The sequence below is a fragment of the Peribacillus sp. P4_C12 genome, from assembly GCF_056402095.1.
In genome coordinates this window covers 1-26,393 of record NZ_JBFUIB010000037.1, presented here as the reverse complement: position 1 = coordinate 26,393, position 26,393 = coordinate 1, and the positions used below count along the sequence as shown (strand labels likewise).

General features: G+C 36.8%; 23 protein-coding genes. 13 read left to right on the top strand and 10 right to left on the bottom strand.

Translation table 11 applies throughout. From position 1 onward, the window contains the following. Both AC1DUW_RS09100 and AC1DUW_RS09095 read right to left on the bottom strand, forming a co-directional pair. On the bottom strand, positions 1 to 923 hold a 923-nt coding region (locus tag AC1DUW_RS09100; protein WP_477642373.1), incomplete at its 3' end, for an APC family permease. Between the two features lie 381 nt (positions 924 to 1,304). Beyond that, complete coding sequence (locus AC1DUW_RS09095; RefSeq protein WP_053347384.1) at positions 1,305 to 2,426, bottom strand: alanine dehydrogenase; 1,122 nt, start codon at positions 2,424 to 2,426, stop codon at positions 1,305 to 1,307. A gap of 469 nt (positions 2,427 to 2,895) precedes the next feature. Here AC1DUW_RS09095 and AC1DUW_RS09090 point away from each other — a divergent pair, with 469 nt between their 5' ends. Both AC1DUW_RS09090 and AC1DUW_RS09085 read left to right on the top strand, forming a co-directional pair. Continuing rightward, the gene (locus AC1DUW_RS09090; RefSeq protein ID WP_053347383.1) at positions 2,896 to 4,536 is read left to right on the top strand and encodes a PucR family transcriptional regulator; all 1,641 of its coding nucleotides are present in this window, start codon (positions 2,896 to 2,898) and stop codon (positions 4,534 to 4,536) included. Between the two features lie 843 nt (positions 4,537 to 5,379). Further along, positions 5,380 to 6,444 carry an NAD(P)/FAD-dependent oxidoreductase gene (locus tag AC1DUW_RS09085; protein ID WP_053347382.1) on the top strand — a complete coding sequence of 355 codons (1,065 nt, stop codon included), beginning with the start codon at positions 5,380 to 5,382 and terminating at the stop codon, positions 6,442 to 6,444. Between the two features lie 56 nt (positions 6,445 to 6,500). On the opposite strand, the gene AC1DUW_RS09080 is transcribed toward AC1DUW_RS09085, so the two are convergent. The 4 genes from AC1DUW_RS09080 to AC1DUW_RS09065 all read right to left on the bottom strand — a co-directional run bounded on the left by AC1DUW_RS09080 (position 6,501) and on the right by AC1DUW_RS09065 (position 10,988). Continuing rightward, positions 6,501 to 8,447 carry an FtsX-like permease family protein gene (locus AC1DUW_RS09080; protein ID WP_053347381.1) on the bottom strand — a complete coding sequence of 649 codons (1,947 nt, stop codon included), beginning with the start codon at positions 8,445 to 8,447 and terminating at the stop codon, positions 6,501 to 6,503. Beyond that, positions 8,437 to 9,198: an ABC transporter ATP-binding protein gene (locus AC1DUW_RS09075; RefSeq protein WP_053347380.1), complete on the bottom strand. Its 762-nt coding sequence runs from the start codon at positions 9,196 to 9,198 to the stop codon at positions 8,437 to 8,439. Before AC1DUW_RS09075 ends, AC1DUW_RS09080 begins: the two co-directional genes overlap by 11 nt. Before the next feature lie 99 nt (positions 9,199 to 9,297). Next, positions 9,298 to 10,302, bottom strand: coding sequence for a sensor histidine kinase (locus tag AC1DUW_RS09070; RefSeq protein ID WP_053347379.1), 1,005 nt, complete (start codon positions 10,300 to 10,302; stop codon positions 9,298 to 9,300). After that, complete coding sequence (locus AC1DUW_RS09065) at positions 10,299 to 10,988, bottom strand: response regulator transcription factor (protein WP_053347378.1); 690 nt, start codon at positions 10,986 to 10,988, stop codon at positions 10,299 to 10,301. The genes AC1DUW_RS09070 and AC1DUW_RS09065 overlap by 4 nt, the downstream gene beginning before the upstream one ends. Before the next feature lie 242 nt (positions 10,989 to 11,230). On the opposite strand from AC1DUW_RS09065, the gene AC1DUW_RS09060 reads away from it, so the two are divergent. Then, positions 11,231 to 11,569, top strand: a complete 339-nt coding sequence (locus AC1DUW_RS09060; protein ID WP_053347377.1) for a zinc ribbon domain-containing protein YjdM — start codon at positions 11,231 to 11,233, stop codon at positions 11,567 to 11,569. Between the two features lie 440 nt (positions 11,570 to 12,009). After that, on the top strand, positions 12,010 to 12,570 hold the full coding sequence (locus AC1DUW_RS09055; protein ID WP_053347376.1) for an HPP family protein: 561 nt from the start codon (positions 12,010 to 12,012) through the stop codon (positions 12,568 to 12,570). Between the two features lie 349 nt (positions 12,571 to 12,919). On the opposite strand, the gene guaC is transcribed toward AC1DUW_RS09055, so the two are convergent. From guaC to AC1DUW_RS09040, 3 genes are all read right to left on the bottom strand, one after another. Continuing rightward, on the bottom strand, positions 12,920 to 13,903 hold the full coding sequence (guaC, locus tag AC1DUW_RS09050) for a GMP reductase (RefSeq protein WP_053347375.1): 984 nt from the start codon (positions 13,901 to 13,903) through the stop codon (positions 12,920 to 12,922). Positions 13,904 to 14,198: 295 nt separating this feature from the next. Further along, positions 14,199 to 14,702: a DinB family protein gene (locus AC1DUW_RS09045; RefSeq protein WP_053347374.1), complete on the bottom strand. Its 504-nt coding sequence runs from the start codon at positions 14,700 to 14,702 to the stop codon at positions 14,199 to 14,201. Between the two features lie 541 nt (positions 14,703 to 15,243). Beyond that, positions 15,244 to 15,843, bottom strand: coding sequence for a TetR/AcrR family transcriptional regulator (locus AC1DUW_RS09040; protein ID WP_083450840.1), 600 nt, complete (start codon positions 15,841 to 15,843; stop codon positions 15,244 to 15,246). A 569-nt stretch (positions 15,844 to 16,412) separates the two neighbouring features. Between AC1DUW_RS09040 and AC1DUW_RS09035 the strand changes: the two genes are divergently transcribed. From AC1DUW_RS09035 to AC1DUW_RS09005, 7 genes are all read left to right on the top strand, one after another. Continuing rightward, complete coding sequence (locus tag AC1DUW_RS09035; protein ID WP_053347372.1) at positions 16,413 to 17,168, top strand: SDR family NAD(P)-dependent oxidoreductase; 756 nt, start codon at positions 16,413 to 16,415, stop codon at positions 17,166 to 17,168. Between the two features lie 146 nt (positions 17,169 to 17,314). Next, complete coding sequence (locus tag AC1DUW_RS09030) at positions 17,315 to 18,577, top strand: MFS transporter (protein WP_053347371.1); 1,263 nt, start codon at positions 17,315 to 17,317, stop codon at positions 18,575 to 18,577. A gap of 225 nt (positions 18,578 to 18,802) precedes the next feature. Continuing rightward, positions 18,803 to 19,471, top strand: a complete 669-nt coding sequence (locus AC1DUW_RS09025) for a YdeI/OmpD-associated family protein (RefSeq protein ID WP_477642372.1) — start codon at positions 18,803 to 18,805, stop codon at positions 19,469 to 19,471. A gap of 220 nt (positions 19,472 to 19,691) precedes the next feature. Next, positions 19,692 to 20,705, top strand: a complete 1,014-nt coding sequence (locus AC1DUW_RS09020) for a permease (protein WP_477642371.1) — start codon at positions 19,692 to 19,694, stop codon at positions 20,703 to 20,705. Then, on the top strand, positions 20,705 to 21,469 hold the full coding sequence (locus tag AC1DUW_RS09015) for a TIGR03943 family putative permease subunit (protein WP_056529556.1): 765 nt from the start codon (positions 20,705 to 20,707) through the stop codon (positions 21,467 to 21,469). The genes AC1DUW_RS09020 and AC1DUW_RS09015 overlap by 1 nt, the downstream gene beginning before the upstream one ends. A gap of 241 nt (positions 21,470 to 21,710) precedes the next feature. Then, entirely contained in the window at positions 21,711 to 22,988 is a 1,278-nt protein-coding gene (locus AC1DUW_RS09010; protein WP_477642370.1) for a histidine--tRNA ligase, read from the top strand. Positions 22,989 to 23,069: 81 nt separating this feature from the next. Next, positions 23,070 to 23,513, top strand: coding sequence for a ferritin family protein (locus AC1DUW_RS09005; protein ID WP_053347366.1), 444 nt, complete (start codon positions 23,070 to 23,072; stop codon positions 23,511 to 23,513). A gap of 246 nt (positions 23,514 to 23,759) precedes the next feature. On the opposite strand, the gene AC1DUW_RS09000 is transcribed toward AC1DUW_RS09005, so the two are convergent. Next, complete coding sequence (locus AC1DUW_RS09000; protein WP_477642369.1) at positions 23,760 to 24,665, bottom strand: EamA family transporter; 906 nt, start codon at positions 24,663 to 24,665, stop codon at positions 23,760 to 23,762. A gap of 177 nt (positions 24,666 to 24,842) precedes the next feature. Here AC1DUW_RS09000 and AC1DUW_RS08995 point away from each other — a divergent pair, with 177 nt between their 5' ends. Both AC1DUW_RS08995 and AC1DUW_RS08990 read left to right on the top strand, forming a co-directional pair. Beyond that, the gene (locus AC1DUW_RS08995) at positions 24,843 to 25,298 is read left to right on the top strand and encodes an RrF2 family transcriptional regulator (protein ID WP_053347364.1); all 456 of its coding nucleotides are present in this window, start codon (positions 24,843 to 24,845) and stop codon (positions 25,296 to 25,298) included. A gap of 73 nt (positions 25,299 to 25,371) precedes the next feature. After that, the gene (locus AC1DUW_RS08990) at positions 25,372 to 26,082 is read left to right on the top strand and encodes a DsbA family oxidoreductase (RefSeq protein WP_053347363.1); all 711 of its coding nucleotides are present in this window, start codon (positions 25,372 to 25,374) and stop codon (positions 26,080 to 26,082) included. Positions 26,083 to 26,393: the final 311 nt, after the last annotated feature.

Sequence of the window (26,393 nt, the reverse complement as noted above, 5' to 3'; positions counted from 1 at the left end):
ATCGTATAGAGGACTCGTGATGCACTTGCCTGGGACGACATGGCACTACCCAATACAGCTAATGCGTAAAGCGCAAGATATATTGAGTACATCGCCTTTCCACCAACAAGTTTAATAATTTCGTAGGCAGCCGAATCAGGATTAGTAAATGTGCTATACTCTGGCCATACAAGATACGAGAAATATGAAACACTTGTAAAGATTAAACCACCACCAAGAGTAATTAAAATAACAGCTCGGGGAATTGTTTTCTTAGGGTTCACTGTCTCTTCCGCAAACGCTGTAACTGATTCAAACCCAAGGAAACAAAAGCATAATAATGCTGCTCCAGCTATTGTATAAGAAAAGGGTTCTTTCGAATTATAGAATGGCTCAAGAGATAAAAGAGTTGTCGTGCTTTCTCCCATAAAAATTTCCTTAATAGAAAAACCTATAAAGATAAGGATAAAAAGAAAAGCAAAAATCGTTATGAATGCGTTTACATTTGTGGCAAACTTCAATCCTTTAATATTAATAAAAGTGACGAGCATCAGCATACCTGCAATCCAGATGTAACTTGGAATTGTAGGAAAGGCTGCTGAGAAAAAAATACCAAATACTAAATAATTTACCATTGGCATAAATAAATAATCCATTAAGATCACCCATCCGACAAGAAATCCAACAGAGGGATTGATCGATTTTTGCGTATAAACATAAGCAGAACCGGAAGATGGAAACGCAATTGCCATTTTCCCATAACTGTAAGCAGTAAACATCATTACCACTAGAGCAACTATCATTGCCCCCGGAACCGTACCGTGGGAAATATTAGCCGCAATACCATACGTAGTAAAAGCTGTGGTTAACCCCATAAATGAAAAACCAAACAACACAACTGGAATGAGTGTAAGTGTTCTATCTGTTTTCCTTAAATTTGACATGTAAAATACTCTCCTCCTTTACCTGATTTAACCTTTTATAAGAAATGGGATCTATATTATTACTTCCATAGCTTTTTTAATACGTGGTTTTCTAGAAATCATAAAAAAGTCAGTAAGATGCTAGGGAGCATACTTTGAATTATCCATGAATTTGTTGTGTAGAACTTATCTCCCCATTCCTCGTAAAGAATTCGGTCTGCAGAATGGATAATTCATTGGAATGTATATTATATCTTATATAATTCCTTCAAAAATCTTCTCACTGGCATCTTTACTGACTCCTGGAATTTCTTTAGTAGCGACTCGTTCAATAACTTGTATACTGATTTCTATTCATAGAAATGAAACGTAGAAATATGAGATGACTCTAAGGACGTTTTATTATTTGGACACTAGTAACTCTGTATTTATATCTGTATAAGACATGTTATGATTGATCCCAACTTCGTGATGAACTATTTCACCGTTCAAAGTGCTGATACAATTTCTTACGATTACATCATTTTCTATAACCTCTTTCAAACCACTATTCGCAATGTTCATAATATACGGGCCGGTTGTCATCAACATCATGTTTGTCGAGGTTTGTGGACATAGAGCCGGCATATTAGGGACACAGTAATGTAGGACTTCTTGTTCGTAATATACTGGGTCTTCTAAAGTCGTATAACGTGAGGTTTCAATTATACCCGTTCCTGCAATATCAATAATAATAGAATTAGGTTTCATCTTACTGACCATCTCTCGTGTTATGAGAGGTTCGGTTACCCCTGGCATCGGATAAATTGTATTAATTAAAACATCACTTTGAATAAGTTCTTCGAACATCGTATCTTTATCCCAACACAAAATGTCCACCTGTGGCAACTGATTGTTCAAATAATCAATGCGTTTCATTGATGCTTCCATGATTGTTACATTCAATCCGAGACCCACAGCAACTTGCGCAGTATTGAGTCCAGCATTGCCACCACCAAGTATGAATACTTTGCTCGACGGCAAACCGGCCAGTTTCCGGAGAAGTATTCCTTTTCCGCCATAACCATATTGTGCATATTTGACTGCTTCAAGCATTGCTAATGTTCCTGCAATTTCACTCATTGGTTTAATCGTAGGTCTAGTCCCGTCAGGTAAAACGATTAATTCCATTGATAATGAAATTGCTTTTTTATCTAGTAATGCCTGTGTCATTTCATGATTAACATCTTCCGCCAAATGAAACCATGCCATTATCATTTGATTTTCTCTAAGAAGGCCGTATTCATAGGGTTGAAGTTCCTTCACTTTAACAACAAATTCTGCCATCTCATAAATTTCGTCAATCGTGTTTACTATTTTTGCTCCAGCCAAAACATATTCCTCGTCACAAAAACCACTAGCTTCACCTGCCATGCTTTGTATAAGTACTTCATGACCGGAAGCTGTTAATTTTTTTACCCATGTTGGATTTAATCCCACTCTAGTCTCTGCAGTTTTTAATTCTTTAGGAACTCCTACTATCATTATTCATTCTCCTTTTTATTTGCATTTAATTAATTGAACATTCTAAAATCTTACAGGAAAATGATAACCCTTACATTAGACACGAGGTTAAATTTATATTAGTTTTTTTTTAACCAAGCACAATTGTTTAAATCCTTTAGGACAGGTAATCTTGAACTTTCATGAATACAGCATTGGTGAAAAAGTAATAATTTTTCCATTGTTCATCTAATGTTTTGTTGGTTTTCAGTTTTAGTACTCCACCGTTATTCTATAGAATAGGTTCAAGAGCACATATAACTGATGAGAAAAGGTTAAATGGATACTATTATGAAAGATTCTCAGGTTGATTAAGGTATTTCATCAAAGTACGTAAAAGAACTCTCTTGGGATTGAACAGAGAAAGGGATCCATATATTATGGGCTTAGACTTTCTAGTATAGTTATAATAAAATGATACAGCTAACAATTATTAAATGAGGTGGTACATATGCTTACAGTACAAGATGTTCTTAAGCGCTCACTCTTTTCAAAGACGGAGGTAGTTGCGGGGGCAAACGGGTTGAACCGTCAAGTCAAATGGACACATGTCCTTGAAATCCCGTTTTTTGATGATACCATCTTTCAGGGAGGGGAACTGATACTCTCCACCGGATTTGGGTTTGAATGGAGAGACTCCTCTAATACTTCATTTTTGTTAAATCTTATCGAACGCAACGCCTCATGTTTATGTATAGAACTTGGACACTACTTCGAAGAGATCCCTAAAGAAATGATCGAGATGGCAAATGAGTATAACTTTCCGATTATTATTTTCAAAGAATTCATAAATTTCGTTGAAATAGCACAGGACCTACATTCGTTTATCATTAATGCTCATCATGAGAAGTTGGTTACATTAGATTCGATTTCAAGAGAGTTCCATTCATTGTCACTCACTACTCATGGGTTATCAAATATTTTAAAGTTGTTGCAACAGAAGACAGAAGCACCAATTATCTATCTTCCTATAGATGGAACACCTTTTTCGATTCCAGGATTGAAAAATGACTTTATGGAACAGCTACTCCAAACCATTTATGAAGATAAAGAACACTGGCATGACCGAATTACAAATGATTCGCCCGTTGAATGGAAGGCATTAGACCATACTATTCTTCTCCAACCGATCGGAGCAATGGATCAAATCTGGGCGTACCTTGTTATGGTTTTAGATCGTGAATCGGATGAATTTGATTTCCTAATCCTTGATCGTGCATCTCTAGCAATCTCACAAGACTTATTGCGTAAACATTATTTGGATGAAAAACGATTGCGTTTGGAATCCACATGGTTAAATGATTTACTTTATAGACGCATCAACAATGAGGAACAAGCAAGGGGATTTATTTCGTTAAAATCTAAGCGCACTTCTATACGTTATCGAATTGCAATCATTGATATCGAAGATGTTTTTCATCCGTCTTCATTTTGTTTATCGGATGAAGAAAATGAATCTGCTATTTATCATTATTCTTTAAAAATTCGATCTGGGTTCGCAAAATATTCTTTTACACCCTATATCACATCAATAAGAAATCAAATTATTGTATTAGCTATTGATCTTGGAACTGCCGATTCCTCTAAGGCACGCTTCTTGAAAGTGATCGATACCTTGCTATATGTTAGAGAAGGTGAATCTAGCCAAATCCGTATAGGCGTTGGGCGACAATACCAGTTACTTTTGGATGCTCATACTGGTTATCGAGAAGCGCAGTTAGCTTTAAATTATCGTACATTTTCAACAAGTGCCTTTTACGAAGACCTTGGCATATTTCGGCTAATTCAATTAATTCAGCATGATCAAGATACAGCCCATTTTATTGAGGACTATCTCTCTCCTTTAATAAACTATGATAAGGAATATGGAACGGAATTGCTTCTGACTTTAACGAAGTACTTTGAGTTTGATCGCTCAAAGAAGCTTACGGCTCAAAAATTGCATATTGTAAGACAAACACTCTATCATCGAATGGAAAAAATAAAAAAGATTCTTGATTTTGATTTTGATATGCCGGAGAACAGATTAAACGTTGAAATGGCTTTGAAAGCATATCAACTTATACAACAAGGGGGAGTACCTACGAAGTAGTTATCAACCGCAAAGTAAATGATAGTAAATGTATAGATGGCTCTAAGAATGCTAACAAAGTGACCATCTTAAAATGCTTGATATTGAAGATAAATCAACTTACTGTTACCGGAAAAAATATGAAAGAGGTAACACTACATGCTCACCAAGCTAACAAGATGATTTTTATGTCTCATTGAGGGTGTAATTCTAAAACGAAGAAATCGATTTATTATGGAAGTAGAAGTTGAGGGGGGAGTTTATGATGGCATTGTCCAACCAAGGGGCGAATAGGCAACATTGTGTTCCGCAATATCTCTTGTCTACTTTCTAAGAGTAAGGATACGAATAGAGAGAGCTATCCTGTTAAACTGCTGTATCTATGAATATGGCAGGTTAACTTCAACATTACACCTACAGAAGTAAATCTAATACGTTATTTTGAGATAAAAGCTTTATGCTTTAAAAGCATAATGATATTTACATGTAGGAGTATGTCGTAGCACCCATCACTTGCAAGTTTTATTTTCCTATTATTAAAATAAGATTTCTAACCTATTGGGAATACTATCTATAATAATATTAAGACTCCGAGGATTAAAAACAATTTAGCAATAATATTCATTGACGTCCCATACCACCTACTCCATTTAACCTAATTTTTCATTCTAATGTAATACGCCATTTATCATTCATACGTTCTTAATGAATGGTAAGTTTCAGTAATTGGAAATAAATAGCTCTGTAGATTTTTTAAATGAACAGAGTTATTTAACAAAGCCTTATTGTAAAAAGTAAGAAAAGAGTGTACCATTAAATGAGAATGATAATCAATTCCAATTGGTTACCAAGGAGTGAGTGAAAATGGTACAGCAAGATTTATTCGATGTAACTGTTATTGGAGGAGGGCCAGCAGGCCTTTACTCTACTTTCTATAGTGGATTAAGAGAAATGAAGACAAAGCTTATTGAATATCAACCACAATTAGGCGGGAAAATTCATGTATATCCAGAGAAAATGATTTGGGACGTGGGAGGGCTGACACCAATTACGGGAGCAAAATTAATTGAACAGCTAGTAGAACAAGGCTTAACATTTAACCCAGAAGTAGTGTTGAATGAAAAAGTGGAGTCTATCACGCGTAATGAAGAAGGTATTTTTGTATTACTTACTGCTTCAGGCCAAAAGCACTTTTCAAAAACAATAATTGTGGCTGTTGGCGGTGGAATATTAAATCCTCAAAAGCTAGAGATAGATGGGGCCGAAAGGTTTGAAGTCTCTAATTTGAACTACACAGTGAAGTCATTTAAACGATTTAAAGATAAAACAGTGATCATTTCCGGTGGTGGAAATTCTGCAATAGATTGGGCAAATGAATTAGAGCCTATCGCCAAAAAAGTTTATTTAACATACAGAAAAGATAGTTTAGCAGGTCATGAATCACAAGCAACACAATTAATGAACAGTTCCGCAGTTTGTATTTTAAATACTTCGATTACAAAACTAGTAGCCTGTGCTAATCATGAATTAATTGAACATGTTGAATTGACAAATCATGAAACTGGAGAGGTTTCGTACTTGCCCATTGATGAAGTGATTATAAATCATGGATATGAGCGTGATACTTCTCTACTTGAAAATAGTAAAGTGAGTATTGCTAAAGCAGATAATTACTTTATTGCAGGTAATGCTACTAGTGAATCTTCGATAGATGGAATTTATGCTGCTGGGGATATTCTAAAGCACGATGGGAAGTTAAATTTAATAGCAGGTACCTTCCAAGATGCAGCAAATGCTGTAAACAAGGCAAAACAATTTATCCAGCCTGACGCTAATGAAATTGGAATGGTCTCGTCACATAATGAAATCTTTAAAAAACGCAATAGAGAATTAGTTAAACAAATGATGAAACCAGTTGGAACCCTTTAAAGGAAATAAAAAGCTCCAGTTCCTCACGGGTCCTGGAGCTTTTATCATCTTCGCTATTATAGCGACTCTTTAATGACTTTTTTGTAATGGAAAACGGATAGTATCCCGAAGATCGAGTATAAAACCGTGTAGAGTACCATAACGATGATCATCGGTGTCCAGACTTCGGTCCCGAATAAGAACCATCCTGATTGGACTGCGAAATAACTGTGAAGCAGCCCGACAACTAAAGGAATACCGAAATTGAAAACTTGTTTTGCTTGGATTCCTCTTAGTAAGTCACCTCGGGTGAATCCCAGTTTTCTTAAGATAGTATAATTGGATTTTTCACCTTCACTTTCATCCATTTGTTTGAAATATAGGATACAACCGGATGTGACGAGGAAGGTTAACCCCAAGAAGCCGACGATGAACATGATAAGACCCATATTCTTCTTCTGGTTGTTGAACATTTCAAATTGGGAATCATTCACATGTTCTTCTTTGAAACTCATTTTATTGAATATATCATTCGCCTTTTCAAGTTCAGCTTTATCCTTCACATCAATTCCGATATTAACCGATGATACTTTTTGGATTTTCGGGTCGATATCCTTTTTCAATCGGTCGAATATCGTTTGGTCTACAATGGCAACAGGCAATCCGCCACTCGTAAAATAGTAGGACAAGATGGTATCATCATTCAATCCCATATATGTTTGCGGAATCACTTCGTGTTTGCCTTTCAGTTCAATCTTTCCGGAATCCTTCAAGGACATGATCTTCTCCATCATATTACTGTATCCGCTGAAAAGGGTCTCATCATCAGCGAGGTTGATTCCTTGAACGGATTCATCACTGATGACGGGGACAGTCATGATGTCTGGATCAAAGTTCACAGCTTCCAGGCTAGTCTCCATTATTTCCTTTACATTGACATCCACTTGAATGACATCAATCACCTTTTCGTCATAATCAATTTTACTGTCTGTCAATGCTTCTTTGAATGTATCTGCATCTTTCATATCCGTCATGGAAAAATCGGTAGGAATAGAGCTTTGTGCCATTTTCTCCGCTGAGTAGTAGGAGATATAGCTTAAAGATAATAACCCAATCGCCAAAGCGGAAACGGTCGTGATAATCGTCAATAATATCGCATTCGATTTCATCCGGAACATGATAGATGAAAGGGACAATACTTCATTGATGTTCAAATATCCATTTTTCTTTTTACGGACGATATTAAAGATAAAGCTTACGGATCCTTTATAAAATAGGTAGGTCCCGATGATGACGGATGCCAGAATGAAGACCATGGCTATGAAAAGCTCGGTCATTTGTGAGAAAGCCCCATCGAATAATTTGGATGAAACGACATAGCCAGCGATGATCAGTATAATCCCGAATATCCCGATGATCATTTCGAAAATCGAAACCTTTTTCACTTTTCCTTCCGTCATTGAAGTCACTCTAAATAATGATAAAATGGTCTGCCTTTTAATGAAGGCATAATTCATCAACATGATGAAAAGATAGATGGCACTAAACACGATCAATGTTTGAATAAGTGGCTGAAAAGAAAATTGAAGGGTCGCGATCGCCTGGACACCGGTAATTTTAAATAAAATCATGATGATTAATTTTGAAGCCGCAAACCCTACAAAGATTCCCAGGAATACGGAACAGAAATACAAGATCAGGTTTTCCACACTCAGGATACGGAATATCCTGTTCTTGGTCATGCCTATCAATTGGAATAAGCCAATTTCTTTACTGCGTCTTTTTATGAAAATGCTATTGGCATATAAAAGGAATATAGAAACAATCGCAACAAGTAAGATAGATGCTGCTTTAATAGAAGCTGCCCCTTTAACTGAACCTTCTGCTTTATCCATGGATGGGTCATATTGCAGCGTGACAAAAGCAAAATAAAGGGAGGCGCTGAAGACTAAGGCAAACACATACAGATAATAATTCTTCAGATTCTTTTTCAGGTTTCGAAAGATGAGTTGATTAATGCTCATTTTGAACCCCTCCCAAAACACCTTGTGTTTTCATGATGTCCTTGAAGAAGGTTTGTCTGGATTCTTCGCCTTTATTTAATTGTGTATATATTTGTCCATCTTTTATAAAAATGACTCGGCTGCAATAACTTGCCGCCACTGGATCATGGGTTACCATGATGATCGTCGCTTTGCGCTTTTTATTCATTTCGCTCAGTTTGTTCAGTAAATCGGAAGCTGATTTGGAGTCTAGCGCCCCAGTCGGTTCATCCGCAAAAATGATGCTTGGATCATGGATGAAAGCCCGTGCTGCAGACGTACGCTGTTTTTGACCACCGGAAATTTCATTTGGGTATTTATCCTTCACTTCATATATGCCCAGTTCCTTCGCCACGGTATCAAACTTTTGTGCCGCTTCATTATTGGCTGTTTTTGTAATGGATAAGGGCAAAAGGATATTTTCTTTGACGGTCAGTGTGTCCAATAAGTTATATTCCTGGAAGATGAAGCCTAAATGGTTCTTTCGAAATTCGGCCAGTTTCTTTTCTTTCATACCGGAAATTTCTTTTCCATCGATTATAATGCTCCCGTTGCTAATCTTATCAATCGAGGAGAGAACATTGAGCAATGTCGTTTTCCCTGAACCTGATGCTCCCATGATACTCATGAATTCGCCTTCTTGGATGTTAATATCCAATCCTTTTAATACTTCTTGTTTATTAAATTTATTGCCATAACTTTTATGGATTTTTTTTGCTTCTAATATATTCATACGATACACTCCCTTTTTTCTATATCCTTATTATAAAAGGCTGTGTATATCTTTTCCTTCGTTTGGACGAACAAAGAATAAAAGCATGTGACACTTTTGTCACATGCTTGTGATATTCACGAAATCATTTCTTTTTGGGAAGGTCAAGGTAATGGTCGTTCCGGTTCCAAGCTCTGATTTTACATCAATGGAGATGAATAGGGACTCAGTAGCATTCTTGGTTAAATATAACCCCATGCCTGTTGCCGCATTGTCACGATGATTTGTCGTGGATGTAAATCCTTTATCAAATATGCGGGATAAATCCTTTGGGTCGATGCCCCGTCCAGAATCCTTCACTTCAAGAATCGTTTGTTCAGCTTGTTCATGGCTATATATCCTGATATCTGAGTTTTCACTGTATTTAATGGAGTTGGTCAAGAGCTGCCTCATGATGAAGGCCAGCCATTTGGCATCACTAAGCACTTCGGTTACTTCTAAATGAATGTCAAAGCCAATCCCTTTTTGAATGCACCATGATTGCAGCGTTTTAATCTCATCAAAGATTATTGTTTCTAAATCGGTATTCTCAATATACAAATCATTTTCGATGAAAGGAATGCGCCTTTGATGGAGCTGTTGATCTAGAAGGAGATGAATGCGTAGCCACTCATACGTCAAAGGAGACTTAAGTGATTCATTATCTAAGCGGTCAATCATTAAGTGCATGGCCGTCAAGGGTGTTTTCACTTCATGAATCCAAGATAATAATTCATCTTTCTCCTGTTCTAACGTCATTTGACCTTGTGAAGCAGACTGTTTCAAAAATTCGGTTTGATTCATGATGCTGTTTTCAATGATTCTTTCAAAAGGGCTGTCTGGATCGGCTATATTTGTTAAATCAAGATTGTCTTCCCGGTCTTCTAAACTTTTATAGAATTTCGTTTCTATTTTGTAACGGACAATTAAAAAGATACTGAACATAATCATCGATAAAAAGACAATATAGAGGATGGGCTTTAGTGGAATTGCCGTATCAATAAAAGCGACAAAGATGATAAAAAGATGAAGGAGTATATAGAAAATAATCCAGCTGAATCTTTCCACTATATATTTTTTAATCATATAATTGCCTCTTCAACAGCGATGTAGCCCTGTCCAACCTTCGTTTCGATAAAGCGCCCTAAGCCAAGTTCATCAAGTCTTTTCCGTAAACGATTCACATTGACTGTAAGGGTGTTATCACTGATAAAACGTTTATCATCCCATAAGCTGTTGATTAATTCTTCCCGGCTTACGATCTTATTTTTCTGCTCAATAAGCTTCTTTAATATAAAAATTTCATTCTTTGTCAGTTCAATGGACCCTGTATTAGCTGAGACTGTATTTTTTTCATAATCCACGGTGGCACCGCACCATGTTTTTAACTCGATCTTTTCTGTATTGTAATTATATACACGACGAAGAGTAGCCTGTATCTTTGCAATGAGAACATCAAAATGAAAGGGCTTTTGGATAAAATCATCAGCGCCAAGCTGCATAGACATCACCATATCAGTAGGATGATCGCGTGACGATAAAAAGATAATGGGAACATTTGAATGATTTCTAATCATTCTGCACCAATGAAACCCATCAAACTTTGGCAATTGAATATCAATTATGACTAAATCAGGCTTTATGTCTGTGAATTCCTGAATCACTTTACTAAAATCGCTAATCCCATAAATATCATAAGACCATTGCGCTAATCTATCTTTAATCTCGTTGAATAACGTCGTATCATCTTCTATTAATAAGAGTTTAAACAAATGATTCACCACACTTTTTCAGCTTTTCATTAAAATTATATAGTAAAACCTTTTTGGGTTCTATAGAGTGGGACCAATTTATTACCAGCACTTGAAAAACACTGAATGTATTGCCGATAAGGGACTGTGGAACGAATCAACACGGATTGAGAAATACCGTGACATCATGGGCGACGATTAACGGTTGTATGGATAACACTATTATATTAGAATGGACCATAACGAATGGAGGAAATGAAATTATGTCTGATTTTCCAAATTGCCCAAAATGTAATTCAGAATACACGTACGAAGATGGAAGTCTTTTTGTTTGCCCAGAATGTGCTCATGAGTGGACTTTAGAATTAGAAACTGAAAATAGTGATAAAAAAATTATCAAAGATGCAAATGGAAATGTATTAAACGATGGTGATTCTGTAACAGTAATTAAAGACCTTAAAGTAAAAGGGAGTTCATCAGTCCTAAAAATAGGTACAAAAGTAAAAAGTATACGTTTGGTTGATGGAGATCATGATATTGACTGCAAAATTGACGGATTTGGAGCTATGAAATTAAAATCTGAATTTGTTAAAAAGGTATAAAAGCAGTTTTTGTTTATGCAACTGAACCGAAAATATTTTCTATTATCAATTCTGGTAGATATTCAAATTCTACCAGGATTTTTTTAGTTTCTGAAAAGTTTCACTATTGGAGGAATAGTTGTAAAAAAATAGATGGAGAGTTTTCATGGCAGTCTATACGGCAAACGAGGCGTGATTATTTTCCGAAGATTCTATCATTCTTCTCAGTATATGGTCTAGCGGGCAGTCTTGTACTCGGCATTTTACAGGGGCTTATGTTAACTTTTTGTATTGAAAATGCAGGATGAAAAGAGGGTGAAAAGGGTCGCGATTTCCAAATTGATGAAAATCCAGATATATATTTAAACGTTCATTGTTTTCCTGTAAAATAACTTTATATGGCAGAAACTCTGTCAAATTTCTTGTCAAATTATTTAGGAAGCTTGAGGGAAACGTAAATTATGGCTTTTGAAAAAAATCTTGAGAAAAGTTGGAATAATCAACCAAACATAGGCTTAAAAGCTTATTTAAAGAAAATGAAGGGCGAAACTAGAGATAAAGACAGAATTGATTATATTGATTCCTTTGTTTCAGCTATAGGTGGACTCATTGCTATTATTATCATTAGTTTTGTAGCTGTCTATTTAGGATATCCTATGGGATTAGCTCCTCTAGGTGCAAGCTGTGTAATTGTATTTGGCGCCCATAAAGGTATCTTGTCTCAACCTCGAAACGTTATTGGAGGACATTTAATTTCTACCACTTCAGCACTTATTATTTGGAGCATATTTGGTAAGAGTCTATTCATTATTGGTCTAGTATTAGCTATTGTATTATTAATAATGACTCTTACAAAAACTGTTCATCCTCCCGCAGCAGCAAGTGCCCTTGTTGCTGTTAATTCTCAAGCTGGATGGGGATTCCTTATTTCGATTGCAATAGGTACTATATTATTAGTTTTTATATCAATGATCTATAATAACTTATTTCAAGCAAGACAGTATCCAAAACACTGGTTATGAGACTAATAATGTATATAAACTGAGATAACTAATATGATTAGTTATCAGATGATGTTTATTAAAAATTGCTCTTTTAGCTTAATTATCTGGATTTTACTAGTCTTGCAAGTTTAAAAAAATGATACCGATAAAAATAAAAAGCCATTTCCATATGCTAAAGGTTGGGAACTTTAGCATATGGAAATGGCTTAACTCTGTTTGTCTGATAAATTATTCATAAATCACGTTTGAGATATACAATAGGATTAAAGAGGGTACCAATTTTAAAAAAAGGAATTAATTAACAATATAAAAATGAGCAAGTACTTAATAAAGTATCTTGCTCACCAGGTTGTGAAATATAATAATCTTAATATACTTTGTCACCGTTAAAGATTGAATTTTTAACTACAACATAATCTACATTACGGATTGCTTCTAACTTGTTTCCTCCAGCATAAGAAATAGAGGACTGAAGATCTTGTTCCATTTCTTTCAAAGTATCTTCTAAAGATCCTTTGTGCTCGACAAACATTTTTTTGCCTTCAACATTCTTCTTTTCACCTTTTTGGAATTCCGAAGCTGAACCAAAGTATTCTTTAAAGGCCTTTCCATCTTTCTCAATTGTTTCTCCTGGAGATTCTTCATGTCCAGCAAATAATGAACCAATCATAACCATAGAGGCACCGAATCTAATTGATTTAGCTATATCACCATGTGTGCGAATGCCTCCGTCAGCAATAATAGGTTTACTTGCTGCTTTTGCACACCAACGAAGTGCAGCTAATTGCCAGCCACCAGTTCCAAATCCAGTTTTAATTTTAGTGATACATACTTTCCCTGGTCCAATGCCTACTTTTGTAGCATCAGCACCAGCATGTTCTAATTCTCTTACTGCTTCTGGAGTTCCCACATTTCCTGCAATAACAAAAGTATCAGGTAAGTGTTTTTTAATATGCTGAATCATATTTATAACAGCAGTGGAATGACCATGTGCGATATCTATCGTAATGAATTCTGGTATAACATGTTCATTTGATAATTGTTGTATGAAACCATACTCTTCTTCTTTGACGCCCACACTAATAGATGCGATTAATTCACGTGAATGCATATCTTTAATAAATGAGTGTCTCTTTTCTGGTTCGAAACGATGCATCACATAGAAGTAACCATTCTCCGCTAAGTAAATGGCAACCTTTTCGTCTATAATTGTTTGCATATTTGCAGGGACCACAGGTAACCTAAATGTATGTCTACCTAAGGTTACAGTTGTATCACACTCAGAACGGCTATTTACTATACATTTTGCAGGAATTAATTGAATATCTTCATAATCAAACACGTTTTCCATGATATGCACCTCTATATACGAATGTTTTTATATTTTTATATTAAAATTGTTCGCCCACTAGGTAATGTACATCATTTTTCTCAGTAAGTCAAAATTTTTAATAGTTATATTGTGTGTCACTTCAGAAAAGTTATGACAAATTGATAGGCAGAGGGGTAACATAAACGTATATCATCGTATAATTAACATAGAGGAAACTGATATTTGGTCGTATATTGAATAGACAAAGAATCCAAAAAATTAGAATGTTAATACAGCTGATGAAGAGTATAAGGTGACATTGCGATTGAAGGGATTACATAATATTGAATTTAATATCTTGTATCTGTTTGGTATGCCTTTGCTCATGTAAGGATAATAATTCAATCCATTGATCCAATGATAGGTCCCCGAACATGGGATGTTTGGCTTTCTTTTTATTTAAAACAATATCTTTATCCATTTCATAAAGAACCTGCAATAATTGATCCCTTGATTCAGCAAGTAAATCTATAATCTTTGATATTTCAAAAGGTTTTTGTGAGGGTAAAACGCTGTCTGGAGATTTGAATTTTTTTTTCATATCAGAAATTAAGTAAATATTTTTTTGAATGATATTTTTGTAATCCCTATCCCGAATACCTCTGGCTATAGCTTCAGTAATTGCCTGCTCAGAAAGATATAAGTGATGGCAAATTTGGGCGATGCTCCATATATCAGGAACAGGTTTGTGATTTAGTGTCTTGTCCTCCAATTCTGTAATTTCCTCTATTAGCTGGTTTCTCGATTCGAATAATAAATCATACTCTATAAAATTCATACGAACCTCCCTCTTTAATGACACCTCGTTTTTGAATGTATCACTAGAACACGTTTTTCGTGATACGTACGACTGAATCCGAAAAGTATATTCTTTTTATATTAAAAATCGTTCGTCTATTAGGTGGTTTCCCTGATTTATTCTCAGGGAGTCAAAATTTCAAAAAAGTGTTTTTTATCCATTAATAATTTTAACAGATTTAAAGCGTTTTTAGGAAAAAATGGATAGATTGACAGAAGAGTGATTAAACATATACCAACGTAAAATGAACATAGAGAAAACGGACATCTAATGTATAAGGGGTGTATAAAATTTCATAAAACGATTGTTTTGTTAGGATGATCTGATAAAGAGCGTGTGAAAGATTCTAGAGGTGAGACGAAGAAAGGGGGCGATTTTAGAATAGGCCATGTTTTTGTGGCGCATCATTTCAATTATGGTTTGAGGGAGGAAATCAGAACTGTATTAGATCTGTTCCTCCAGACTTTTTACTTCACTTTAAATATACTATCCATAAGTTTATAACAAGGGGAAGCTAGGTTTATACCTGCAAATGGCGCATTACTTTTTCAACTGAAATCTTAACTGGATTGAAACCTTTGGCATTCCATAATAATAGACCTTGATTGAGGGATATATAGTAAATGGCCAGTTCCATCGGGTCACCATCTATAAAGATTCCATCACGCTGCCCGTTACTGATAATACGGGCTATCCCATTCATAGCTATGGTATATTTTTGGTTTAATTCTTGTTTAACTTCATCAGAGAGTGAATCAGATTGTTGGGCCTCAATAACAAGAATACGACGATCTTGTGCTTGTTCTGGTGATCCGGAAAATGTAAGTTCAGTGAACCATGCAAGTTGATCCCAGGGTGTGCCTGTTCTATTTTCGGCTTCCTTCACTGTTTCAATAAACTGATCTAGTATGTTCATAATAAGAGACAAATAAATATTTTCTTTTGACTGGAAGTAATGGTAGAAAAGTCCATGACTTAATTTTACTGATGAAGTAATATCACTAATTTTAGTTGCTGCAAAACCCTTGCGTGCGAAAACCTTCAAGGCAGCTTTACTGATTTCTTCATAGCGTTGATCCCGTATTATTTTAAATTGTTCATCACTCTTAGGTGCCATCATTTCATTCCTCGCTTGCTGTATATTATTTCATTAATGTTGCATATTTAGATGTGTTTATAAGAGAAATCTGCAGATTGGTAAATGAATATAACTTCTCGTGATTCACTTTCTTCTCTTAATGAATACCGTATCATATAAGTTTAGCTTTTATAACAAAAAAAATCGAAGTTTTTTTTGCTGTCAATTCATTCACAAATGCAATGATGATGATTGGTGTAGAAAATTGTAATAAGTTCAGTATATATTTTTTTTAGTTATTTATAGTATTTTCGAAAGCCTTATCATTTGTTATTTAGGCATAATTGGAAGAATTAATGAGGGGTCTTTTTTTTATTCTCATTCTTTCATCCCTAGTATAAGAATAGTCATTCATGCATTCTCATGATTACATTTTTTGGTTGACTAACAAGTCAACTTTTTGATTGACTTGTTAGTCAACGTTATATATTATTGGTTCATGCTAATGTGCGTATTCACGATTCGTATGAAAAAAGTTTGAATAAAAGATATATGCATAGAGAAGCAGATCAGTTTGTTAGAAAATACATGTAAAAAAAGGGGATAGAACAATGGGTAGACTACAAGGGAAAACTGCTATCATTACAGGGGCAGCTGGCGGTATTGGTAAAGGTATGGCGATGGCTTTTGTTAAAGAAGGAGCAAAAGTTGCAATCATTGATTTAAACGAAGAGCTTGGTAACCAAACTATAAAAGAATTACAAGAATATCAACCAGAATCCATTTTCATTCAAGCTAATCTTGCTGAGCATGACAAATTGGGTGCTATCGTTAAAGAAGTGGCTGATAAATTCGGGAAAATAGATATCTTGGTGAATAATGCACATGCATCAAGAATGGCTTCTATTGCTGATACAACACAAAAAGAATTGGATTTATCTTTTAATACAGGATTCTATCCAACATTCTACTTCATGCAAGCAGCATTGCCTTACTTAAAAGAAACACAAGGGAAAATCATTAACTTTGCATCTGGAGCTGGGATTAATGGAGATGCTAATCAAGGTTCATATGCGGCAGCAAAAGAAGCAATTCGTGGAATTACCCGTGTAGCGGCTAATGAATTTGGTCCATTTGGCATCAATGTAAACATCATTGCTCCAATTGCTAAATCACCTGGAATGCTTCAATGGGCAGAAGACCAACCTGAATATTATCAAAACATGCTTGCTAAAATTCCTTTAAGAAGACTTGGCGAACTTGAAAGTGATATCGGACGTACAGCCGTTTTCTTAGCAAGCGATGATTCTGATTATATTACTGGTCAAACAATCATGGTTGATGGTGGATCTATCAAATTACGTTAATGGATTGTTGATTTGGTAAGTGAATATATTACACAATAAAGATAATGACTAGTTAATAACCAGTAGTATTATTTATAATCGATAACGCTACTGGCTTTTATTGCGGGAATTTTGGCATAAAACGAGAAGTAGGGGGACACACATCAATGAGTCAGAAGAAAAAAATTCACTATGCTTGGTGGATTTTAGCAGGCTTAGCTATTATGGTCGGTATTGCAAAAGGCGGTATTATGACTGCAGGTGGATTGTTTTTAACACCTGTTACAGAGGATTTAAGCATTGGAATGGGAAGCTTATCCTTGTACTTTAGTATTTCATCAATTGTCACCATGATTTTCCTTCCAATTGCAGGTAAAATGATGGCGAAATATGATATTAGAATGATATTAGTAATAGGAGTTATTTTACAAGCAGGATCATTTGCGATGTTTGGATTAATGAATTCTGTGTGGGGTTGGTACTTGTTCTGTATCCCTATGTCAATTGGTTCCATTTTTGTTTGCCAAATGGCAGGCCCAGTATTAATCAATAACTGGTTTAAAAAGCATAATGGCTTGGCAATGGGAATTATGGTAGCCTCAGGTGGCTTATTCGGAGCAATTCTTCAACCTATGGCAGGTAACTTAATTGATAGCCAAGGCTGGAGAAATACTTATATTATTTTAGGAGTATTAGTAATGGCGATCGTTATACCAATCGTACTCTTAACGATCAGAATGGCCCCACAACAAAAAGGCTTACAACCACTTGGAGTGGACGAAGTAAAAAGTAATGAAAAAACAATTCCTAAAGCAGTAACAAGTAAAGGAGTTACGGCAGTTGTAGCAAGAAAATCCTCTGCATTTTATGCATTACTTCTATTTTTCTTCTTTATCACGGCTATAGGAAGCTTTGGTCAACATGTTGCACCATTCGCAATGGGATTGGGCTATGATATTACATTCGCGGGTAATGCAATGGGAGGCTGGTCGATTGGTGTGTTATTAGGAGCTTTATCCTTCGGAATATTATCTGATAAAATTGGTGCGAAAAATACAGCACTCTTTGCGATGATTTTAGGTTTAGTTCCAATTGGAATACTTTTAGCAATTCCAGAAAACTCTGCGATGTTTACGTTAGCAATTGCTATCTATGGATTTGTAGTTGCATCTATCGGTACATTAGGACCGCTACTAACAACAGCTTTGTTTGGTAATAAAGAATATAGTGAAATCTATGCTTCTGCTGTGATTGGATTAGCAGTAGCGGGGATTGTCGCTTTACCAGGATACGGATATATCTTTGAATTTACAGGTAGCTATACATCAGTACTGGTTGCAATTGCTTTTATGTTGACTATCAATTTAGTATTGATTATCCTAGCATTCAAAGGTAAAAAGAAACTCGAAGAAGCTGGGCATTGGAACTAATTACCTCTAAATTATAACACCGTTAATATTCCTTAAAGCAATGATAATAGAAAAGGCGGGAGATTAATTCTCTCGTCTTTTTTTGACTCTTAAATAAATAATTTCACTAGATAGATTTGAAAATAAAAGTATACTTTCATAATTTGAACAGGAAAAGTTGCGAATGAAATGGGGAACTTTTACACTAATGAGATATACAATATTAAATTTGACGGGTGGATCTTGATGGCTAAAACAATAGTTGAAAAATTGAATTTACAAAAATATAAAAAGGTGGCAGTCGTGCATTTACCTGATGGTGCAGATTATTTAGCGGAATTAGCGGAATATGATACAGAGCTTTCTGAAAGTACGTATGATCTTATATTTGCTTTTGTATTAGATATGGAGTCTTTAAAAGGAATCGTAAACAAGGTAATTGAAAAAAATTTTTTGAATAAAAGCGGCTATATCTTTTTGGCTTATCCCAAGAAGGGGAATAAAGTGTATCCAACGTTTATTCATCGTGATGATTTATTAGCTGGGCTAGGTGCAGATGAAAATGGTTATATTGGATCGAGTAACATTAAGTTTGCACGTATGGTTGGATTAGATGATGTCTTTACGGTTGTCGGTCTAAAAGAAGATTCCCGAAACAAGAATCAACCATCTTCCAAAGCAAGTCAATGTGTAGATGATTATATCGCGATGATTCAGGATATTGAGAAAGATTTGCAGGATTCTCCGGATTTACTTGCGTTCTATCAATCAATCACTCCAGGGTACCGTAAAGATTGGGCACGTTATGTATATAGTGCAAAACAAGAGGCGACAAAAGTAAAACGACGTGAAGAAATGAAAATGATTCTTGGAGAGGGTTATAAGAGTCGGGATTTATATAGAAGAGATAAATAAGTGTATTACGATGCCTTCTACTTTTCTTCTTCTGTAGTTCATCATGCATGAACTTAGCTAGAATCTGTAAACCTTACCATAAATAAAGAAAGCTCCAACCTGAAACAGAGAGACTCGTTCACTCTCTGTTTTTTGTCATGTTCACTCTATCAAAGGCATATACTAGACCAAATTAAAATTTCAAATCGTAATAATTATGATTTGTAAAGGTGGTTGAAAAATGCTTTTGAAACGATACACGGGCAATCTGCTGTTATTGATTCTGCTGTTTTTGCTACTTGCATTCTTTTTTCTAGGCGATGTGTTTATTCCAAAAGCACTTGATTTCTCAGCCTACCCGATGCTTCGTTCGGTGTTGGTTGTATTTTTGGGGTTGTTTTTAGAATCGATTCCTTTTCTGTTCTTGGGTGCAATTGCATCTTCGTTTATCCAGTTGTTTGTTAGTGAAGAAATCATTCAGCGGATGATTCCAAAAAGACCTCTTACGGCTATTTTTGCTGCGATCGCGGCGGCACTGATTATCCCGGTTTGCGAGTGTGCAATCATACCGGTCGTGCGAAGGTTAATTGTGAAGGGTGTCCCGGTTCATGCAGGTGTTGTTTTACTCGTTACCGCCCCAATCTTAAATGTCATAGTTTTCGGCTCAACTTATTATGCCTTTCAGAATAACCCGTCCATTCTATACGGAAGAATCATTCTCTGTGTTATTACGGCCGTTATTATAGGTTTATTTATTTATATCTTCTGCAGTAAAGACGTGGTAAAAGAAGAGAAGATAGAACTTGTTCATGAGCATGATCACGTTACTTCTTTGCCTAGTAAATGGACAAGCTTCATCGATCACACTTCACAGGAATTTTTTATGGTCGGCAGATACTTTATCATAGGCGCCTTGTTTGCCAGTGTATTTCAAGTTTTAATGGTTCGGACTATTCTGGCCGATATCGGTCAGACTCCGATTCAAGGCACAGCACTGATGATGGGAATCGCGTTTGTACTTTCGCTCTGTTCATCAGCAGATGCATTCGTTGCCGCTTCCTTTTCTCATAGTTTTCTACCGGGTTCTATCCTTGGTTTCCTTGTATTTGGTCCAATGCTGGATTTGAAAAATGTTCTGATTATGCTGTCCTGTTTTAAACAGAGATTTGTCGTCACATATGTACTGCTTGTTTTCGCAGTCGTCTTCAGTCTGTGTCTGCTTGCAGGTGTAATGATAAGTAAGGGGGGCATCTAATGAAAAGTTTTTTTATCCAAAGACTTGAGGGACTGCTACTACTTGGATTGGGGCTTATGATTTTTAAATTGTACGTTTCTGGTCATTTAACGAAATTAATTGCACCCAAAATGGTTCCATATGCATTGGCTGCGCTTTTTGCTTTTTTAGTAATCAGTCTTCTGCGTATGAAAAAACAAAAACAGAGCCTGCATAATTGTGAGTGTGAATCCCATAGAGAGTCTTCACCGGCCATGAAGGTCCTGAAATATAGTTTGTTCTTCATTCCGATTATGCTTGGCTTCATTTTGACGGACTTTACATTGAGCGGAGAAGTGCTGGCAAAAAGAGGAATGGCGCAGCAACAGACTCCCTTAGTAAGTTCATACGATGCAGGGAAACATGTGAACAGTGAAAAGATTTCTGTCACAGATGACAATTACTTTGAAGTATTGGATGATTTGCTGAACAACCTCGATACAATCGAGGGGAAGGAAATAGAGCTTTCCGGGTTTATTTATCGTGAAGATTCATTTAAAGAAAAACAAATGGCAATCGCCCGCCTCTCCATGTCCTGCTGTGTGGTCGACGCGACGTTATACGGCTATATGGTCAATGGAAATGTGAAAAATATGAAGACGAATGATTGGTACACCATTACAGGCACATTAAAAAAAGGGAGTTATAAAGGTGAAGCGGTACCGGTTATTGATTTAAAAGAATCGAAGAAAATAAAGGCACCGGAAGAAGCTTATTTGTATGAAAATGTGGAGATTATTCAATAGATTGCTATGGGATATTGTTCCTTTTTGTGGAGTGTGTTAAAATACTTTGTAATTAGGGGTGGATGAAAATGGAAGAAGGAAAAACCTTTATGAATTCACAACTTCATCATCATACACAGTAGCTTTGCTATCCGATTGCTGAAAAATCGTGAATAGGAAAGCTATTTATCATGAACCGTATTTGATTAGTAAGTTAATCAGATGCGGTTTTTTATTTTTTCTAACAAAAGGAGGAGTTTTAATGAAGAAGATGGCTTATCAAAATGTAAAAGGTACACAGGATTATTTACCACAAGATGAGGCAATTCGTAATCAGGTTAAAAGGACTTTAGAGGATGTTTTCCTTCTTTATGGCTGTCAGTCAATTGAAACACCAATTTTGAATTATACAGAATTACTTGCTTCGAAATATGGAGGAGGAGCGGAAATATTAAAGGAAATGTACACACTGACTGATCAGGGCAAACGGGAATTAGCCCTTCGTTATGACTTAACCATTCCTTTTGCAAAGGTCGTCGCGATGAATCCAGGAATAAGGAAGCCGTTTAAGCGGTATGAAATCGGAAAAGTGTTTCGTGATGGTCCAATTAAGGCAGGGAGGTTTCGTGAGTTCACCCAATGCGATGTTGATGTAGTTGGCGTGGAATCACAGGCGGCGGAGGCAGAGCTAATGATGATGGCGATTGAGKCCTTTCAGAAGTTGGGTTTAGATGTGCGTATTCAATATAACAACCGGAAGCTATTAGCGGGCATGCTTGAAGTGCTGGGTGTCCCTAAGTCTGAAATAGCTGATGTGACACTAACTTTGGATAAACTTGAAAAAATATCGATAGAGGGTGTTTCACAAGAGCTAGAGAGAAAACAAGTGGCAGTTGAAACAATCAATGCAATTAGAAGTTGGCTAAATGAAAGGGAAACAATCGACTTGAATTTCTTCAAAGACTTGGCGACAGATAATATTCTACTCCAAGAAGGAGTAAAGGAATTATCGGAGTTAAAAGGGTTATTGAAATACTTACAACTTGAGGATGTCTGCATCTTTAATCCGTTTTTAGCTAGAGGACTTGAGATATACACTGGAACAGTATATGAAATTTTTCTGGCAGACGGCGAATTAAAGTCGAGTATTGGAAGTGGAGGAAGATATGACAATGCAATCGGAGGGCTTGCAGGTACCAATGATAAAGTCTCGACTGTGGGCATTTCTTTTGGTCTGGATGTGATTTTAACTGCTATAAAAGGTAGAAACCAAACAAAAAATGTTTCTAATCTTGACTACTATATTATTCCAATTGGTGTGGAAAAAGAAGCATTAGGTGTTGCCAAAGAATACCGCCAAAAGGGATACAAAGTGGAAGTCGAATTATCAGGCAAAAAGATAAGCAAGGCCTTGGATAGGGCAAATAAAGAAGGGCTTCAGGCTGTCATAATAATCGGTGAAAATGAGGTGAATGCGAACATCATTAAAATAAAGGATTTGAAAACCGGGGAAGAGGCATCACTTCCGTTTATGTTTTAACAGCTTACAATGACATGACTAGGCACCTGTTTCTCCGTGTTTCATAACATAATGGGAAAAGGAACAGGGAGGTTTTTATACATGTATGGTTACGAAACGTATGAAGATGATTGGAGTAGACAGCAGAATAAATTAGTCCGTCAGCTTGAAAAGGCGATAAATGGCGAGTACAGCGCCATCCAGTGTTACGAGAAATTAGCTGAATTAGCACCGGATGAGAGGCAGCGGAAGCGGATTATGGAAATTAGGGAAGATGAGGTCAAGCATTTTCAGAGATTTGCTCAGATTTATACCAGCTTGACGGGGGTGCAGCCACAGCCTAAAGTGACGGAATCGTGCCCTGAGTCCTATAGAGACGGGGTGGAATTTGCGTTCCAGGATGAGCAGGAAACCGTAGATTTTTATAGAGAAGTGGCAGATGGTGTGGCTGATCGATCCATAATCAAGGCATTCAATCGTGCTGCCGCCGATGAGCAAAATCATGCCGTGTGGTTTTTATATTACTTAGTCGGCTTAAAAGGATGATTAATTCTTATGAAGGTTGAATTAATTGCGTGAAGGACGAATTATTTGCATGAAGGACGAATTATCCCGCCAAACGGACGAATTATCCTTTTGAAGGTTGAATTAATTGCGTGAAGGACGAATTATCCTTCCCAACGGTCGAATTAATCCATTTACAGCTTATGCTGCGATCATACAAAAAAATAAGCTAGGAAAAATCCTAGCTTATTTATTAATTATGCTGCAAAATCCAACTCTGTAAAAGCGTCACTTTTTCGCAGACAACTTCTGGTTCATAATAGCAGGACTCTTTGACGATTTTGGCGAAATCGTCAGTGAAATTATTCCGCATAAGAGTAGTCCAACACCAAACCAAGACATTAGAGTCAAGCTCTCTCCGATGAGGAATACGCCTAGAAGCGCGGCTGTCAGCGGCTCAGCGAGTGACAGGGAAACGGCTGTTGATGATGGAACAGATAAAAGCCCTTTATTAAAAAGTAAGTAGGCAACTGCGGTAGCGAGAAGACCAAGATGGAGGCTGACGGCCAACCCGTTTGTGGTCCCTATCCAGCTGATATCAAATATAAATAACATAGGTGCCAAAAGCAGGGCGCTGAAACAAAAGATGACCGCAGCAGTTGCTTCTGGAGGCTGTTTATCCAAAATCTTTTTACTTACCAGTGTGTATACTGTAAAGGAAGCCCCAGCACCAAGCGCAAACAAGGCACCTACCGGATCAATGGTAACAGAACCTTGATTGGAAAAAAGAAGCAAACATCCGGCAATTGATAAACCTGTTGCCATCCACCAGCTCGGTGATGGACGTTTTTTACCAAATAGCCATTCAAGGAAGCCAGCGATAATAGGGGCGCTGCTTAGTGTAATAATGGTTCCGATGGCGATTCCGGTCATGCTGACAGCTGTGAAAAATAGCGGTTGATAACAGGCCATACCTAGCGTCGCCAAAATGGTTTCTTTTATTGGCCAATTGTGTAACGTTATTTTTTTTTGCCAGATTGCAATGAGCAATAAGGCAGTACCACCAATAGCCAGGCGGACGGAACCAATCACAATTGGGTGGGCGCCATCAGGGGCGAAAGATTGAGCTGTTCCGGTTGTTCCCCAAAGCATAGCGCCAAGTATGACGAGTAAATATGGGTATTTACCATTCATGAACGTTCTCCTATCATTAAAGATTTAAAATTCAGACTATAAAAGTATATCAATAATGCACCCTTTATCAAATAGGAAAGAGGCTGGGGTCATTTGTTCGGAAGAACGGAACATAGTATAATGGCCTTACATATATCATGTAAATAGTGGAGATAGGATTTGTAAGGGGGGATAAGCATGTCTTCAGGTAATCGAAATAATCAAATTGGCCCGCCGCGATTTGCTATTGCCATTCACTCACTGGTTTGGCTTGCTCAAAGTGGAAAGCTTTTGACAAGTTCAGCGATAGCTTCAAAGGTGAATTCACATGCGACGTTTTTACGCCGAGTGATGGCTCAGCTTGCTGTTGCAGGGATTGTCGAAACAAAGGAAGGGCGAGATGGTGGATATAGTTTGAAGGTGCCTGCCGCTCAGCTGACTTTAGCGGATGTGTATCAAGCCGTACGCCCAGAATGTCTTGTTTGTATGGAAACGAGTGAATGCGGCGAAGTTGGGAAGCAGTTGGATACGGCTTTGGAAGAAATCATGAAAGAAGCAGAACAGGAAACATTGCGCCTATTAAAGGGGTATACGTTAGAAGAGTTTATGAAAAAAGTCGACTTTGCCAATTTTGAAAAAGAGTGTCTAGGGTAATATCCTTGCAAGAGGATACCCAAGATTATATAATGTGCTTAATGTGATTGCATTAAATGAAGGGGGTTTTTACATGAAGGTAGAAATTTGGTCGGATTATCAATGTCCGTTTTGTTATATAGGAAAGCGTCGGTTCGAGGAGGCCTTGAGCCAATTTGAAAATAAAGATCAGGTAGAGGTTTCGTTCCGCAGTTTTGAGTTGAACCCGGAGGCTGAACGTGATATTAATATGACCTCGAATGAAATGCTTGCGAAGAAATATGGCATGTCGCAAGCGGAAGTAGAAGCGAGCAGCCAAAATCTGACCCAACAGGCTAAAGAATTGGGACTCGATTATCATTTTGACAAAGTGGTCTTAACGAATTCGTTTGATGCTCACCGCTTGATGCATTTTGCTGAATCAAAAGGTAAAGATAATGAAATGAATGAACGCCTTTTTAAAGCATACTTTACGGAAGGCAAACATATTGGTGATCATGCAACATTGGCTAGTTTGGCTGAAGAGGCCGGCCTTGAAAAGTCTGAGGCAGAAACCATGCTAGCAGGTACTGCATTCACGGCGGAGGTTAGAGGGAACGAGCAAGAAGGAAGCCTGCTTGGAATTACAGGTGTCCCATTCTTCGTCATTAATCGCAAGTATGGCATCTCAGGAGCTCAGCCAACAGAGGCATTCCTGGATACGCTGAAAAAGGTATGGGCTGAGGAAAATCCGCTTCAAATGGTGAATGATCCAGCAACAGGTGAAGCTTGTACGGACGGTTCTTGTAACGTACCGGAAAAATAAAGCAGATATGAAGACAGAGACCCGAAATCAGGGTCTCTTTTTTACTTCTTTCAAAATGAATGTTAAGACCTTGGATTGGTGGGATTGTGTATCTAATTATGGAAAGATAATGAAGAGTCTTTTGTTTTCTATAGTTTCATAGACTGAAAATTTGTATAATAGGTGAGATAGCTAAGAGGTTTAAAATTGAATATACATATGGAGGGTTATGAATGAGTAAGCTTAACGGCAGAACCATTGCTCTATTGGGAGCGAGGAAAACGGAAGAAATAAGTAAAATTGTTCATAATCTTGGGGGCGTACCGCTAGTT

What these genes read in the sequence shown, in the direction of transcription:
- AC1DUW_RS09095 (WP_053347384.1), bottom strand. Translation starts at nt 2,426, where the DNA reads ATGATAGTAGGAGTTCCTAAAGAATTAAAAACTGCAGAGACTAGAGTG.
- AC1DUW_RS09090 (WP_053347383.1), top strand. Translation starts at nt 2,896, where the DNA reads ATGCTTACAGTACAAGATGTTCTTAAGCGCTCACTCTTTTCAAAGACG.
- AC1DUW_RS09085 (WP_053347382.1), top strand. Translation starts at nt 5,380, where the DNA reads ATGGTACAGCAAGATTTATTCGATGTAACTGTTATTGGAGGAGGGCCA.
- AC1DUW_RS09080 (WP_053347381.1), bottom strand. Translation starts at nt 8,447, where the DNA reads ATGAGCATTAATCAACTCATCTTTCGAAACCTGAAAAAGAATCTGAAG.
- AC1DUW_RS09075 (WP_053347380.1), bottom strand. Translation starts at nt 9,198, where the DNA reads ATGAATATATTAGAAGCAAAAAAAATCCATAAAAGTTATGGCAATAAA.
- AC1DUW_RS09070 (WP_053347379.1), bottom strand. Translation starts at nt 10,302, where the DNA reads ATGATTAAAAAATATATAGTGGAAAGATTCAGCTGGATTATTTTCTAT.
- AC1DUW_RS09060 (WP_053347377.1), top strand. Translation starts at nt 11,231, where the DNA reads ATGTCTGATTTTCCAAATTGCCCAAAATGTAATTCAGAATACACGTAC.
- AC1DUW_RS09055 (WP_053347376.1), top strand. Translation starts at nt 12,010, where the DNA reads ATGGCTTTTGAAAAAAATCTTGAGAAAAGTTGGAATAATCAACCAAAC.
- guaC (WP_053347375.1), bottom strand. Translation starts at nt 13,903, where the DNA reads ATGGAAAACGTGTTTGATTATGAAGATATTCAATTAATTCCTGCAAAA.
- AC1DUW_RS09045 (WP_053347374.1), bottom strand. Translation starts at nt 14,702, where the DNA reads ATGAATTTTATAGAGTATGATTTATTATTCGAATCGAGAAACCAGCTA.
- AC1DUW_RS09040 (WP_083450840.1), bottom strand. Translation starts at nt 15,843, where the DNA reads ATGATGGCACCTAAGAGTGATGAACAATTTAAAATAATACGGGATCAA.
- AC1DUW_RS09035 (WP_053347372.1), top strand. Translation starts at nt 16,413, where the DNA reads ATGGGTAGACTACAAGGGAAAACTGCTATCATTACAGGGGCAGCTGGC.
- AC1DUW_RS09030 (WP_053347371.1), top strand. Translation starts at nt 17,315, where the DNA reads ATGAGTCAGAAGAAAAAAATTCACTATGCTTGGTGGATTTTAGCAGGC.
- AC1DUW_RS09025 (WP_477642372.1), top strand. Translation starts at nt 18,803, where the DNA reads ATGGCTAAAACAATAGTTGAAAAATTGAATTTACAAAAATATAAAAAG.
- AC1DUW_RS09020 (WP_477642371.1), top strand. Translation starts at nt 19,692, where the DNA reads ATGCTTTTGAAACGATACACGGGCAATCTGCTGTTATTGATTCTGCTG.
- AC1DUW_RS09015 (WP_056529556.1), top strand. Translation starts at nt 20,705, where the DNA reads ATGAAAAGTTTTTTTATCCAAAGACTTGAGGGACTGCTACTACTTGGA.
- AC1DUW_RS09005 (WP_053347366.1), top strand. Translation starts at nt 23,070, where the DNA reads ATGTATGGTTACGAAACGTATGAAGATGATTGGAGTAGACAGCAGAAT.
- AC1DUW_RS09000 (WP_477642369.1), bottom strand. Translation starts at nt 24,665, where the DNA reads ATGAATGGTAAATACCCATATTTACTCGTCATACTTGGCGCTATGCTT.
- AC1DUW_RS08995 (WP_053347364.1), top strand. Translation starts at nt 24,843, where the DNA reads ATGTCTTCAGGTAATCGAAATAATCAAATTGGCCCGCCGCGATTTGCT.
- AC1DUW_RS08990 (WP_053347363.1), top strand. Translation starts at nt 25,372, where the DNA reads ATGAAGGTAGAAATTTGGTCGGATTATCAATGTCCGTTTTGTTATATA.